Annotated in this window: 11 protein-coding genes; 5 read left to right on the top strand and 6 right to left on the bottom strand. The window is 66.3% G+C overall.

Annotation, left to right across the window (positions count from 1 at the left end; all coding sequences use genetic code 11):
- The 6 genes from KVP10_RS15125 to KVP10_RS15100 all read right to left on the bottom strand — a co-directional run bounded on the left by KVP10_RS15125 (position 1) and on the right by KVP10_RS15100 (position 7,741).
- Positions 1-1,407 carry an L-lactate MFS transporter gene (locus tag KVP10_RS15125; protein WP_217965439.1) on the bottom strand — a complete coding sequence of 469 codons (1,407 nt, stop codon included), beginning with the start codon at positions 1,405-1,407 and terminating at the stop codon, positions 1-3.
- Positions 1,408-1,575: 168 nt separating this feature from the next.
- Positions 1,576-1,830, bottom strand: a complete 255-nt coding sequence (locus KVP10_RS15120) for a formate dehydrogenase subunit delta (protein WP_217965479.1) — start codon at positions 1,828-1,830, stop codon at positions 1,576-1,578.
- Positions 1,830-2,678 (bottom strand): formate dehydrogenase accessory sulfurtransferase FdhD, encoded by an 849-nt coding sequence (gene fdhD, locus KVP10_RS15115; RefSeq protein WP_217965478.1) that lies wholly within the window; start codon positions 2,676-2,678, stop codon positions 1,830-1,832. Before fdhD ends, KVP10_RS15120 begins: the two co-directional genes overlap by 1 nt.
- A gap of 44 nt (positions 2,679-2,722) precedes the next feature.
- Complete coding sequence (gene fdhF, locus KVP10_RS15110) at positions 2,723-5,635, bottom strand: formate dehydrogenase subunit alpha (RefSeq protein ID WP_217965438.1); 2,913 nt, start codon at positions 5,633-5,635, stop codon at positions 2,723-2,725.
- Between the two features lie 31 nt (positions 5,636-5,666).
- The gene (locus tag KVP10_RS15105; protein ID WP_217965437.1) at positions 5,667-7,238 is read right to left on the bottom strand and encodes a formate dehydrogenase beta subunit; all 1,572 of its coding nucleotides are present in this window, start codon (positions 7,236-7,238) and stop codon (positions 5,667-5,669) included.
- Complete coding sequence (locus KVP10_RS15100; protein WP_217965436.1) at positions 7,235-7,741, bottom strand: formate dehydrogenase subunit gamma; 507 nt, start codon at positions 7,739-7,741, stop codon at positions 7,235-7,237. Before KVP10_RS15100 ends, KVP10_RS15105 begins: the two co-directional genes overlap by 4 nt.
- A 130-nt stretch (positions 7,742-7,871) precedes the next feature.
- Here KVP10_RS15100 and KVP10_RS15095 point away from each other — a divergent pair, with 130 nt between their 5' ends.
- The 5 genes from KVP10_RS15095 to KVP10_RS15075 all read left to right on the top strand — a co-directional run bounded on the left by KVP10_RS15095 (position 7,872) and on the right by KVP10_RS15075 (position 12,456).
- The gene (locus KVP10_RS15095; RefSeq protein WP_217965435.1) at positions 7,872-8,993 is read left to right on the top strand and encodes a substrate-binding domain-containing protein; all 1,122 of its coding nucleotides are present in this window, start codon (positions 7,872-7,874) and stop codon (positions 8,991-8,993) included.
- A gap of 154 nt (positions 8,994-9,147) precedes the next feature.
- Positions 9,148-10,236 (top strand): GTP 3',8-cyclase MoaA, encoded by a 1,089-nt coding sequence (gene moaA / locus KVP10_RS15090; RefSeq protein WP_217965434.1) that lies wholly within the window; start codon positions 9,148-9,150, stop codon positions 10,234-10,236.
- Positions 10,233-10,856 carry a molybdenum cofactor guanylyltransferase MobA gene (gene mobA, locus KVP10_RS15085; protein WP_217965433.1) on the top strand — a complete coding sequence of 208 codons (624 nt, stop codon included), beginning with the start codon at positions 10,233-10,235 and terminating at the stop codon, positions 10,854-10,856. The genes moaA and mobA overlap by 4 nt, the downstream gene beginning before the upstream one ends.
- Positions 10,817-11,185: a c-type cytochrome gene (locus tag KVP10_RS15080; protein WP_217965432.1), complete on the top strand. Its 369-nt coding sequence runs from the start codon at positions 10,817-10,819 to the stop codon at positions 11,183-11,185. The genes mobA and KVP10_RS15080 overlap by 40 nt, the downstream gene beginning before the upstream one ends.
- Complete coding sequence (locus KVP10_RS15075) at positions 11,185-12,456, top strand: NAD(P)/FAD-dependent oxidoreductase (protein ID WP_217965477.1); 1,272 nt, start codon at positions 11,185-11,187, stop codon at positions 12,454-12,456. Before KVP10_RS15080 ends, KVP10_RS15075 begins: the two co-directional genes overlap by 1 nt.
- The last annotated feature ends 154 nt before the right edge of the window (positions 12,457-12,610 follow it).

Below are 12,610 nucleotides of genomic sequence, written 5' to 3'. Positions count from 1 at the left end.
TTATTTGGTGGCCATGGCCGGTTGCGCATCCATGGCCAGCTCTTCGCTGCTCATGTGGTGGTGCGATGCGACGGGGCGCACGAAGAAATTGCAGACGAAGCCTATGATCAGCAGCACCGCCATGATGTGCATGGTGTCGGTATAGGCCTGCGAGGGCGGCACGCCATGCGCCACCTGGTATTGGCGTATGTAGTTCACCAGCACCGGTCCGAAGATGCCGCCGGCGGCCCATGCGGTCAGCAGCCGGCCGTGGATGCCTCCCACGTAGCGTGTGCCGAACAGGTCGGCGAGATAGGCCGGCACCGTCGAGAAGCCGCCGCCGTACATCGAGATGATGATCACGTAGAACAGCACGAACAGCGCCACGTTGCCTGCCGCGCCCATGCCGGGCACCAGGAAATACAGCACTGCGCCGAGCGCCAGGAAGATGTAGTAGGTGTTCTTGCGCCCGATGTAATCGGAGGCCGATGACCAGAAGAAGCGCCCCAGCATGTTGAACAGCGACAGCAGGCCCACGAAGCCTGCCGCTGCCGCGGGCGTGACGGCGCCCTTGAAACTTTCCTGGATCATCACCGAAGCCTGGCCGATCACGCCGATGCCGCCCGTGACGTTCAGGCACAGCGCCCACCATACCAGCCAGAATTGCGGTGTCTTCAGGGCCTGGTCGATGTGCACGTGGTTCTTGGTGATCATGGCGCTTTGCGTGGCCGGGGGAGTCCAGCCCTCGGGCTTCCAGCCGGGCGCGGGAATGCGGATCGCGAAGGCGCCGATGTTCATCGAGATGAAATAGAGCACGCCCAGGACGACGAAGGTCTGCGCCACCCCTACGGAAGTCGCGGTATGGAAGTGGCTCATCAGGGCCACCGATAGCGGCGAGGCGATGAACGCGCCGCCGCCGAAGCCCATGATGGCCATGCCGGTGGCCATGCCGCGCTTGTCGGGGAACCACTTGATCAGCGTCGACACCGGCGATACGTAGCCTATGCCCAACCCGATACCGCCTATGATCCCGTAGCCTAGATATACGAGCCATAGCTGGTGCAGCGATATGCCTATGGCGCCGATCAGGAAACCGCCGCCGAAGCAGCAGGCCGCCGTGAACATGGCCTTGCGCGGGCCCACGTCTTCCAGCCATTTGCCGGCGAAGGCGGCCGACAGGCCCAGGAAGGTGATGGCCAGGCTGAAGATCCAGCCCAGCGATGCCAGCGACCAGTCGCCTGGGGCCGATTTGCTAATGCCGAGGAGCTGAGTCATCGGCTTGTTGAATACGGAAAATGCATAGGCCTGTCCGATGCATAAATGCACGGCGAGGGCGGCGGGCGGGATCATCCAGCGGTTGAATCCAGGACCGGCGGTAATGCGTTCCTTGCTGAAAAATCCGTGTTCTGATGGGCTGAGCACGCTCATAGGGTCTGTCTCCTTGTGGCTAGCTTTGCGGTATCGTCTGGCACCGGGTAGTCAATAGGGCAATGGAATAGCTAATAGTTATAAGACGGATGTTGCGGATGTGAAGCTGGGTTGGAACCTCTCGGATGGTTGATTTGACAAAGGGTGGGGCGCCTCGCTGCGCGGGATTCAGGCCGAGGCCTTGGGCCGCAGCCGCTCGCGGTCCTGGTTGATGGCCTGCAATACGATGGCCGACAGGCCCACGTCGGGTGCGCGGCCGTCGGGGTGCTGGTCCAGGAAGTCGAGCAGATCGGTGCGCATGCGCGGCTCCCAGAACTTCTGGATATGATTGGCGATGCCCTCCAGGCCTTCGGCGCGATCGGGCATGGCCTCGAAGAAATCGCCGATGCTGTTGGCCATGCGGATCAAGTGATTCAAATTCATCATGTGGGATCTTCCTCGCGGCTGAGGTATTCGGGATGGCTGTAGATCGTGAATTGCGGGCCGCGGGCGAAGCCGGCGAGCATGACATTGAGTTCTTCCGCCGTGCGCGCCGCATAGGAGGTGGCGGCGGATACGGCCACCAGCACCGGGATGCCGGCGGCGGCGGATTTCTCGACCATTTCGAAGCTGGCCCGGCTGGACACCACGGCGATGCCCACGGCGGTGTCCGCAGCATTGCGCAGCAGGTGCCCGATGAGCTTGTCCAGGGCGTTGTGCCGCCCGACATCTTCGCGCACCAGCATGATTTTGCCCGCGGCATCGGCCCAGCCCGCAGCATGCGTGGCGCCGGTGGCGGCGTGCAGGGCCTGCATGCCGCGCAATTCGGCGACCGCCGCGACGATGGCCGAGACCTTGGCCACCGAACGGCGCGGCGCCAGCGGCGGCAGGTCGCGCCGCACTTCGTCCAGGCTTTCTATGCCGCACAGCCCGCAGCCGCTGCGCCCGGCCAGGCTGCGCCGCCGGCGCTTGAGCTGGTCGAGGCAGGCGCTGGCGATCTGCATCCGCAGCACCAGGCCGTTGCCGCGTTCGACCAGTTCCACGTCGCGCATGTCTTGCGGGCCGCGGATGATGCCTTCGGTGTAGGAAAACCCATAGGCCAGGTCTTCGAGGTCGCAGGGCGAGGCCAGCAGCGTGGCGTGGCTGATGCCGTTGTACTCGAGCGCGACCGCGGTTTCCTCGGCCAGCAGGTCGGCCTCGTGCTGCACGCCCTCATGCTCGCGGATGCGTGTCACCAGGTGCGAGCGGCAAGCCCCCGGCCCGCCGGCTAGCAGCGGATCGGGTTCCTGCATGGCGATATCCGGTGGCTTCATGTGCATTGCCGAAGGGTCAGGCCCTAGTGGGCGACGGTAGCCTTGTCCGGCGCCTTGGCGGCGACGGCGGCTTCTTCGTCGCCGGCGCGCTTGCGTTCGCGCAGCAGCTTTTCCTGGATCTCGCTGAAGCGCGACCATTTCGCCTGCCATTCGGACGGTTGCGTGACGCGCCGCGCCTGCACTGCAGTGACCTTGTATTCGGGGCAGCCGGTGGCCCAGTCGACGCTGTCGGTAGTGACCACGTTGGCGCCCGATTCCGGGAAGTGGAAGGTGGTGTAGAGCACGCCGGGCTGCACGCGTTCGGTGACATCGGCGCGCAGCACGGTTTCGCCGGCGCGGCTCTGCACCGCCACCCAGTCGCCCGCCTCGATGCCGCGGTCTTCCGCGTCGTGCGGATGGATCTCGAGCAGGTCTTCGCTGTGCCAGGCCACGTTCGGGGTGCGGCGCGTCTGCGCGCCCACGTTGTACTGGGACAGGATGCGGCCGGTGGTCAGCAGCAGCGGGAACTTGCGCGTGCTGCGTTCTTCGCTGGGTATGTACTTGGTGATCATGAAGCGGCCCTTGCCGCGCACGAACTCGCCCACGTGCATGATGGGCGTGCCTTCCGGCGCCTCGGCATTGCACGGCCACTGGACGCTGCCGCCCAGTTCCTCGATGCGCTCGAAGGATACGCCGGAGAAGGTCGGCGTCAGGCGCGCGACCTCGTCCATGATCTCGCTGGCGTGCTTGTAGTGCATGGGATAGCCCAGCGCGTTCGAGAGCAGGCAGGTGACTTCCCAGTCGGCATAGCCGCCCTTGGGTTCCATGATCTGCCGCACGCGCGAGATGCGCCGTTCGGCATTGGTGAAGGTGCCGTCCTTTTCCATGAAGGACGAGCCGGGCAGGAATACGTGGGCGTACTTGGCCGTCTCGTTCAGGAACATGTCCTGCATGATGATGCATTCCATGCTGGCCAGGGCGTGCGCCACGTGCTGCGTGTCGGGATCGGACTGGACGACGTCCTCGCCCTGGCAGTACAGGCCCTTGAAAGTTCCGTCCACGGCGGCGTCGAACATGTTCGGCAGGCGCAGGCCCGGCTCGGGCTGCAGCGTGACGCCCCAGTCGAGCTCGAATTCGTGGCGCACCTTGTCGTCCGAGATGTGGCGGTAGCCCGGCAGCTCGTGCGGGAAGGAGCCCATGTCGCAAGAGCCCTGCACATTGTTCTGGCCCCGCATCGGATTCACGCCCACGCCCTCGCGGCCCATGTTGCCGGTGGCCATGGCGAGGTTGGCGATCGCCATTACCGCCGTCGACCCCTGGCTGTGCTCGGTGACGCCCAAGCCGTAGTAGAAGGCGCCGTTGCCGCCGGTGGCATAGAGCCGTGCCGCGCCGCGCAGGTCGGCGGCCGGCACGCCCGTGACTGCTTCGAGCGCCTCGGGGGAATTCTCGGGCAGCGACACGAAGTCGCGCCATTGCTGGAAGGCCAGGGCCTCGCAGCGCGCAGCCACGAATTCTTCGTCGACCAGGCCTTCGGTGGCGACGACGTGCGACAGCGCATTGAGAACCGCCACATTGGTGCCCGGCCGCGCGGGCAGGTGGTAGGCGGCTTTTACATGCGGCGAGTCGACCAGTTCGGTGCGGCGCGGATCGATGACGATCAGCTTGGCGCCCTGGCGCAGGCGGCGCTTGAGCCGCGAGGCGAATACGGGATGCGCGGCGCTGGGATTGGCGCCGATGATGACGGCCACGTCGGTGTGCATCACCGAGTCGAAAGTCTGGGTGCCGGCGGATTCGCCTATGGTGGTCTTCAGGCCGTAGCCGGTGGGCGAGTGGCAGACGCGGGCGCAGGTGTCGACGTTATTGGTGCCGAAGCCGGCGCGCACCAGTTTCTGGACCAGCCAGGTTTCTTCGTTGGTGCAGCGCGAGGACGTGATGCCGCCGACCGAATCGCGTCCGTACTTGGCCTGGATGCGCTTGATTTCCGAGGCCGCATACGCGATGGCTTCGTCCCAGCTGACTTCGCGCCAGGGCTCGCTGATGCTGGCGCGTATCATGGGCGTGGTGATGCGATCCTTGTGCGTGGCGTAGCCCCAGGCGAAGCGCCCCTTGACGCAGGAGTGGCCGCGATTGGCCTTGCCGTCCTTCCAGGGCACCATGCGCACGACTTCCTGGCCTTTCATTTCGGCCTTGAAGGCGCAGCCCACGCCGCAATACGCGCAAGTGGTGATGACGGAGTGTTCGGCCTGGCCCATGTCGATGACGGATTTTTCCGTCAGCGACGAGGTCGGACAGGCTTGCACGCAGGCGCCGCAGGACACGCAATCGCTGGCGAGGAAAGCGTCGTTCTGGCCGGCGGCGATGCGCGAGGCGAAGCCGCGGCCGTCGACGGTCAGCGCGAAGGTGCCCTGGGTTTCGTCACAGGCCCGCACACAGCGGTTGCAGACGATGCACTTGGAAGGGTCGTAGCTGAAATAGGGGTTGGAGGCGTCGGTGGCGTCGTTCAGGTGGTTGGCGCCTTCATAGCCATAGCGCACATTGCGCAGCCCCACCACGCCGGCCATGTCCTGCAATTCGCAATCGCCGTTGGCGGGGCAGGTCAGGCAGTCCAGCGGGTGGTCGGATATATAGAGTTCCATGACGCCGCGCCGCAGTTCGTGCAGCTTGGGCGTTTCCGTGTAGACCACCATGCCGGCTTCCACCGGCGTGGTGCACGAGGCGGGATAGCCGCGCCGCCCCTTGATTTCCACCAGGCACAGCCGGCAGGAGCCGAAGGCTTCGAGACTGTCGGTCGCGCATAGCTTGGGAATGCTGATGCCGGTTTCGGCCGCCGCGCGCATGATGGACGTGCCGGCGGGAACCTCGACGTGCTGGCCGTCTATGGTCAGGCTCACCAGCTCGGTGCCGACGATGGCGGGGGTGCCGAAATCCCGGTCGCGTTTGACTACGGTTTCTAACATGGCGGCTCCAGGTATTTAGTGTGAGCAGGCCCTAAGCGGCCTTGCGGGTGGAAATGCCGGGAGACGGCAGGCCGAAGTCTTCGGGGAAGTGTTCCAGCGCCGACAGCACGGGATAGGGCGTCATGCCGCCCAGCGCACAGAGCGAGCCGCCCAGCATGGTGTCGCACAGGTCGCGCAGCAGTTCTACCTGTTGTTCGCGCTGTTCGTTGCGGATGATGCGGTCGACCACTTCGGCGCCGCGCACGGCGCCGATCCGACAGGGGGTGCACTTGCCGCAGGATTCGATGGCACAGAATTCCATGGCGTAGCGGGCCATGTGCGCCATGTCGACGGTGTCGTCGAAGGCGACCAGGCCTCCGTGGCCCAGCATGGCCGAGATGCCTATGTAGGCTTCGTAGTCCAGCGGCACGTCCCATTGCGATTCGGGCAGGTAGGCGCCCAGCGGGCCGCCGACCTGCACCGCGCGCAGCGGGCGCCCCGAGGCGCTGCCGCCGCCGAAATCGTAGAGCAGCTCGCGCAGGCTGAGCCCGAAGGCCTTTTCGACCAGGCCGCCGTGCTTGATGTTGCCCGCAAGCTGGAAGGGCAGGGTGCCGCGCGAGCGGCCCATGCCGTAGTCGCGATAGAACGCCGCGCCGCGCGCCAGGATGATGGGCACCGAGGCGAGCGAGATCACGTTGTTGATGACCGTGGGCTTGCCGAACAAGCCCTTGACGGCCGGCAGCGGCGGCTTGGCGCGCACTACGGCGCGCTTGCCTTCGAGACTTTCCAGCAGCGAGGTTTCTTCGCCGCAGATATAGGCGCCGGCCGCCTTGCGCACTTCGAGGTCGAAGGCGCGGCCGCTGCCGCGGATGTCGGCGCCCAGCCAGCCCTCGGCGCGCGCTGCGGCGATGGCCTGCTGCAGCGTGGCGATGGCATACGGGTATTCGGAACGCACGTAGATATAGCCATAGGTGGCGCCGGTGGCCATGCCGGCGATGGCCATGCCCTCGATCAGCGCGTAGGGATCGCCTTCCATCAGCATGCGATCGGAGAAGGTGCCCGAGTCGCCTTCGTCGGCATTGCAGACTATGTATTTCTGCGGCGCCTCGGTGGCGAGCACCGTCTTCCATTTGATGCCTGTGGGAAAAGCCGCGCCGCCGCGGCCGCGCAGGCCGGACTGCACGACCTCTTCGACGATGTCCGCCGGCTGCATGCCCAGGGCGCGCTCGAAGCCGGCCAGCCCGCCGTGGGCGCGATAGTCGGCGAGGCTCAGCGGATCGGTGATGCCGACGCGCGCGAAGGTCAGGCGTTCCTGTTTTTTCAGGTAGGGGATGTCTTCGGTCAGGCCATGGGCGAGCGGATGCGGCTTGCCTTCAAGCCAGCCGGCCTCGAACAGCTTGCCTACGTCGCCGGCAGCCACCGGACCGTAGGCGCAGCGCCCCGCGGGAGTTTCGATTTCAACCAGCGGTTCGAGCCAGAGCAGGCCGCGCGAACCGTTGCGCACGATCTGGACATCGGCGCCGCGCGCCGCGGCTTCGTGCGCGATGGCCTCGACTACGTCGTCGGCGCCCACCGCCAGCGCGGCGGTATCGCGCGGCACATAGATACGGACGGGGGAAGTCATGGCCGTACCCCCTTTTCGCGCAGCAGTGCGTCGAGCTTGTCGGCCGTCATGCGGGCATGCGGCCGGCCATCTATCATCACCGAGGGCGACTGGGCGCACAGGCCCAGGCAGTACACGGGTTCGAGCGTGACCCGGCCGTCGGCCGTGGTGGCATGGAAGTCGCAGCCCAGGCTGTGGCGCGCATGTTCGGCCAGGCGTTCGCCGCCCATGGCCTGACAGGCCTCGGCGCGGCAGATCTCGAGCACGACCTTGCCGGCCGGCTTGTCGCGCAGGTGGGCATAGAAGCTGATGACGCCGTGGATTTCCGCGCGCGAGAGCTGCATGGCTTCGGCCAGCACGGGCACGGCGGCGGCCGGTATGTAGCCCAGCATTTCCTGGACGGCATGCAGCACCGGCAGCAGATTGCCCTGCTGGCCTTCGTAGCGCTGCAACGCCTGCAGCGCGACTCGCCGCACGGTGTCTTCGGGCGGCTCCGCCATGGAATGGTCGGGAGTAGTGTGCATGACCTTGTCCTCGATATGGTGATATCGGCCGGGTTGTGAAAAGCCCGTTTATTATGTTATTGATTGCATATTAGAATTGTGTATTTGCGCTAATCCTACTCTGACCGTGTGCTTTTTCAATAGGAAATAAATGACATATAAATTCAAGGCACGACTGAATTCGGAGTGGCTGCTGGAAAAGCCCACGGGCGAAATCCTGGCTCTCGGCGAGGTGCTGCGGCTGCTTGCCGCCATCGACACCATGGGCCATATCGCCGGCGCCTGCAAGGCCTGCGGGCTGTCCTATCGCCATGCATGGGGCATATTGCGCAAGGCCGAGCAGGAATTCGGCGCCGAGCTGCTCGAGACCCACCGGCGCCAGGGCACGCGCCTGACATCGTTCGGCCAGCGCCTGCTGTGGGCCAATCGCCGCGTCGATGCGCGCCTCATGCCTACGCTGGAAAGCATGGCCTCGGAACTCGAGGAAGAGCTCGGGCGGCTCTATCCCGAGAACCAGCCGCATCTGCGCTTGCATGCCAGCCACGGTTTCGCGGTCGAGGGCTTGATGCGCCTGGCCAATGGCATGCACATGTCGCCCCTGGAATTGCGCTACCGCACGGCCATAGAGGCCCTGGCCTCGCTCGACCGGCGCGAATGCGATCTGGCCGGCTTCCAGTTGCCGGTGGGCGATTTCGAGTTGCCGATCCTGCAGCGCTACAGCCAGTGGCTGGATTCTTCCAGGCATTGCCTGGTCCATCTGGCGGTGCGCAATACCGGCTTGTTCGTGCAGCCCGACAATCCCAAGCACATACGCAGCGTCGCCGACCTGCTCAATCCGGATGTGCGTTTCGTCAATCGCCAGATCGGCTCCAGCACGCGCTATTTGGTGGGCCTGATGCTTGCGCGGCTGGGCATCGAGCCCTCGCAGATCCAGGGCTACGACAGCAGCGAATTCACGCACATGGCGATTGCGGCGCACATCGCCAGCGGCATGGCCGATGTGGGCATAGGCGTGGAAACTGCGGCCTGGCGCTGCGGCCTGGCGTTCATTCCGCTGGTCAGGGAGCGCTACTTCTTTGCCGTGCATCGCGACAGCCTCGGCACTCCGGCCATGGAGCGCCTGTTGAGCCTGATGTGCGGCCCTGAGTACCAGCAATATGTCGCCGAGCTGGTAGGCTACGATTCGACGCTGATGGGGCAAGTCCAGACCCTGGAAGAGGCGCTGGGCGAATCCTGGGCGGCCCTGAAAAAGCCTGCTACAAGTGGTTTATGATAGTCGCATGAGCGCGGTCGACCGGAGGTTGCGCTCCCTTTCTTGCGAAGGGTATCGCGCAGCGGCAGGAACGCAGCCAGGCAGTCGTGTCGGCCCGGAAGGCGCGCGCCCCGCCTCGATGAAGCAGGCCGCGCAGCGACAGGAGAATACATAGTTGAGCAAAGTCGTTTCCCTCACAGAACATCGCGAGTCCTTGCGGCGCGCGGCCGGCGCGCCGCCGGGAGAGGCTTTGCTCGATACGCGCCGCAGGCCTTTGCGCGACTTGCGCATCTCGGTCACGGACCGCTGCAATTTCCGCTGCACATACTGTATGCCGCGCGAGATCTTCGACGGCAATTACAGCTTCATGCCGCACGCGGCCTTGCTTACCTTCGAGGAGATCGCGCGCGTGGCCTCCATCGGCGTCGACCTGGGCGTACGCAAGATCCGCCTGACCGGCGGCGAGCCCCTGGTACGCAAGAACCTCGAGATCCTGGTCGCGATGCTGGCGCCATTGCGCACGCCCGAGGGCCGGCCGGTGGACATCACCCTCACCACCAACGGCACGCTGCTGGCCAAGAAGGCGCAAGCCCTGAAAGACGCGGGGCTCAGCCGGGTCACCGTCAGCCTGGACGCGCTCGACGATGAAATGTTCGAGCGCATGAGCGACAGCCAGGTCAGCGTCAAGACCATATTGCGCGGCATCGACGAGGCGGCGCGGGTCGGGCTGGCGCCGGTCAAGATCAATATGGTGGTGCGCAAGGGTGTGAACCATGGGCAGGTAGTGCCCATGGCGCGCCACTTCCGCCATTCGGGGCATGTGCTGCGTTTCATCGAATTCATGGACGTGGGCGGCACCAATGGCTGGAACATGAAAGAAGTCATGACGGGCGCCGAAATCCTGCGCGCCATCGGCGCCGAGTTTCCCCTCGAACCCGTGGCCAGCGGCTATCGCGGCGAGGTGGCCGGACGCTGGCGCTATGCCGACGGCGCGGGCGAGATCGGTATCATCACCAGCGTGTCGCAGCCGTTCTGCGGCGACTGTACCCGCGTGCGTCTTTCGCCCGAGGGCAAGCTGTTCCTGTGCCTGTTCGCGTCGCAGGGGCACGACCTGCGCGCGCTGCTGCGCAGCGGCGCCACCGACGAACAACTCGCGCAGCGCATCGCGGCCATCTGGCGTGGGCGCGACGACCACTATTCCGAGTTGCGCGGCAGTGCGGCTGCGCAGCACAAGAAAATCGAAATGAGCTACATCGGAGGATGAAGTCCGGCGCAGCGACCAGCGGCCTGGTGCTGGCCGGAGGCCAGGCGAGCCGGATGCGCGCTCCCGGCGCCGAGCCCGTGGACAAGGGCTTGCTGGAGCTCGGCGGAATGCCTCTCGTGGAGCATGCCTGCCGTTATTTGCGGCCCAGGGTCGAGGCGGTCTGGATCAGCGCCAACCGGCATGCATCGGACTACGCGCGCTACGGCGCCGTGCTTGCCGACGGACCGGAATTCGGAGCCCAGCCCGGGCCCCTGGCGGGCGTGGCCGGCGCGCTGGAGCGCATCGATACCCCTTGGCTGCTGGTGCTGCCCGTGGACGTGCCGCTGCTGCCGCCCGACCTGGCCTCGGGCCTGGCGCAGGCTGTGGCGGACGCGCCCGCCGCGCGGCTCGCCCATGCGAGCTGCGGCGGCCCGCAGCCGCTGTGCATGCTGCTGCACCGGGACCTGCTCGACAGCTTGCGCGGCTTCCTGCGCGGCGGCGGGCGCAAGGTGCAGCAATGGCAGGCCCGGCAAGGCTCTGTCGTCGTGGACTTCCCCGAACGCGAGGGCCTGTTCCTGAATATCAATACGCCGGAGGACCTATGCAGAGCCGAACGCCTGCTCGTAAACCGTTGCGCGTAGCCGGGGCCGCGCTGCTGGGGATGGCCCTGGCCGCCTCGGCTTGGGCAGAGGGCGCGGCGTCGACTGCCGACGGTATCGATATGCCGTCGACCGGGGCGCTGCGAGCAGCCACATGCGTGACTTGCCATGGCGCGGCGCGGCCGGTGCCGGGGTCGCGGATCCCGCGCCTGGCGGGCATGCCGGCCGATCGCATCGAGCGAGCCATGCGCGATTATGCGGCGCACGCCGGGACCGGTGAGCTCATGGGGCAGATTGCCCGCGGATACGACGCGCGTACGCTGGCCCTGATCGCGCAGTGGTACGCCGGACTGAAACCGGAGGCGCCATGATGAAGCGGCGCGAATTTCTGCGCGGCGCGGGCGCCTGCGCCATATTGGCCGCGCCGGGCCTGGCGCGGGCGGCCGGCAGCAGCGATGGACACATACTGGTGGTCGGCGGCGGCTATGGCGGCGCCACGGCTGCGCGCTATCTGCGCATGTGGAGCGGCGGCCGCCTGCGGGTCACGCTGGTCGAGCCGCAGGCCGAATTCGCTTCCGCGCCCATGTCCAACCTGGTGCTGGCCGGGGCCTGGGACATGGCCGACATCACGCTGTCCTATGCCGCGCTGCAAGCGCGCGACGGCGTGCGCATCGTGCGCGACCGGGTGCGGGACATCGACGTGCCCGCGCGCCGCGCGCGCCTCGAAAGCGGCGCCGTCATCGACTACGACCGCATGGTGCTGTCGCCGGGCATAGATTTCATGTGGGACCACATCCCGGGCATGGCCGATGCTCGCGCCCGCGAGCGCATCCTGCACGCATGGCGCGGTGGCGCGCAGGTGGCGGCGCTGCGTGCGCAATTGCAGGCCATGCCGGACGGCGGCCGCTACATCATTGCCATCCCCGAGGCGCCTTATCGCTGCCCGCCTGCGCCCTACGAGCGGGCCTGCCTGGTTGCGTCGTATTTCAAAAAGCACAAGCCTCGCGCCAAGGTCCATGTTTTCGATGCGAACTCGGATGTCACCTCGGAAAGCGCGCAGTTCAAGCGGGCCTGGCGGGAACTCTATCCCGGCACGGTCGAATACACGCCGGAATTCAAGGCGGTGGACGTGGATCCGGCAGAAAACGCCCTGATCTTCGAGTTCGGCGAGCGCGAGACGGCCGACGTCGTGAACCTGATTCCGCCCATGCGGGCGGGCGACGTGGCGGTGGCGGCGGGGCTGGCCACTGCCAACGGCCGCTGGTGCGAGGTGGATTTCCTGACTTTCGAGTCTATCGTCGCGCCGGGCGTGCATGTGCTGGGCGACGCCATACAGATCGCGCCTATCATGCCCAAGTCGGGGCATATGGCGAGCCAGCACGGCAAGACCTGCGCGGCGGCCATCATCGCGCTGCAGGCAGGCCGGCCGGTGGACGCCGGGCCGACCTATGCCAACACCTGCTACAGCTTCCTGAACCCCGAACTGGCCATGCATGTGGCGACAGTGCATCGCTACGATGCGCAGCAGCGCACCATGCTTACTGTGCCGGGGTCGGGGGGCGTGTCGCGCGAACCCAGTGCGCGCGAGGCGCGCGACGGCGCGAGCTGGGCCCGCGCCATCTGGTCCGACATACTGTCCTGAAGCCTGAAGCTCAAAGCCTAGAGCCCGAAGCCTAGAGCCCGAAGCGTCGCCGCCGCGTAAACCTATCGGCCTGCCGCCGCCGCGGATATATGCGGGGCGCTGCTTCGCGCAAGCCGGCGGCGCAGGTCCGCCGCCGCTTGCCTGGTCGCGGGCC

Origin of the sequence: Candidimonas humi (genome assembly GCF_019166065.1) — a bacterium.
Classification (GTDB): Bacteria; Pseudomonadota; Gammaproteobacteria; order Burkholderiales; family Burkholderiaceae_B; genus Candidimonas; species Candidimonas humi.
This window is presented reverse-complemented; position numbering and strand designations above follow the sequence as displayed.

Coding starts and splice junctions, on each gene's coding strand:
- KVP10_RS15125 (WP_217965439.1), bottom strand. CDS start 1,407: ATGAGCGTGCTCAGCCCATCAGAACACGGATTTTTCAGCAAGGAACGC.
- fdhD (WP_217965478.1), bottom strand. CDS start 2,678: ATGCAGGAACCCGATCCGCTGCTAGCCGGCGGGCCGGGGGCTTGCCGC.
- KVP10_RS15075 (WP_217965477.1), top strand. CDS start 11,185: ATGAAGCGGCGCGAATTTCTGCGCGGCGCGGGCGCCTGCGCCATATTG.
- KVP10_RS15080 (WP_217965432.1), top strand. CDS start 10,817: ATGCAGAGCCGAACGCCTGCTCGTAAACCGTTGCGCGTAGCCGGGGCC.
- KVP10_RS15095 (WP_217965435.1), top strand. CDS start 7,872: ATGACATATAAATTCAAGGCACGACTGAATTCGGAGTGGCTGCTGGAA.
- KVP10_RS15100 (WP_217965436.1), bottom strand. CDS start 7,741: ATGCACACTACTCCCGACCATTCCATGGCGGAGCCGCCCGAAGACACC.
- KVP10_RS15105 (WP_217965437.1), bottom strand. CDS start 7,238: ATGACTTCCCCCGTCCGTATCTATGTGCCGCGCGATACCGCCGCGCTG.
- KVP10_RS15120 (WP_217965479.1), bottom strand. CDS start 1,830: ATGAATTTGAATCACTTGATCCGCATGGCCAACAGCATCGGCGATTTC.
- fdhF (WP_217965438.1), bottom strand. CDS start 5,635: ATGTTAGAAACCGTAGTCAAACGCGACCGGGATTTCGGCACCCCCGCC.
- mobA (WP_217965433.1), top strand. CDS start 10,233: ATGAAGTCCGGCGCAGCGACCAGCGGCCTGGTGCTGGCCGGAGGCCAG.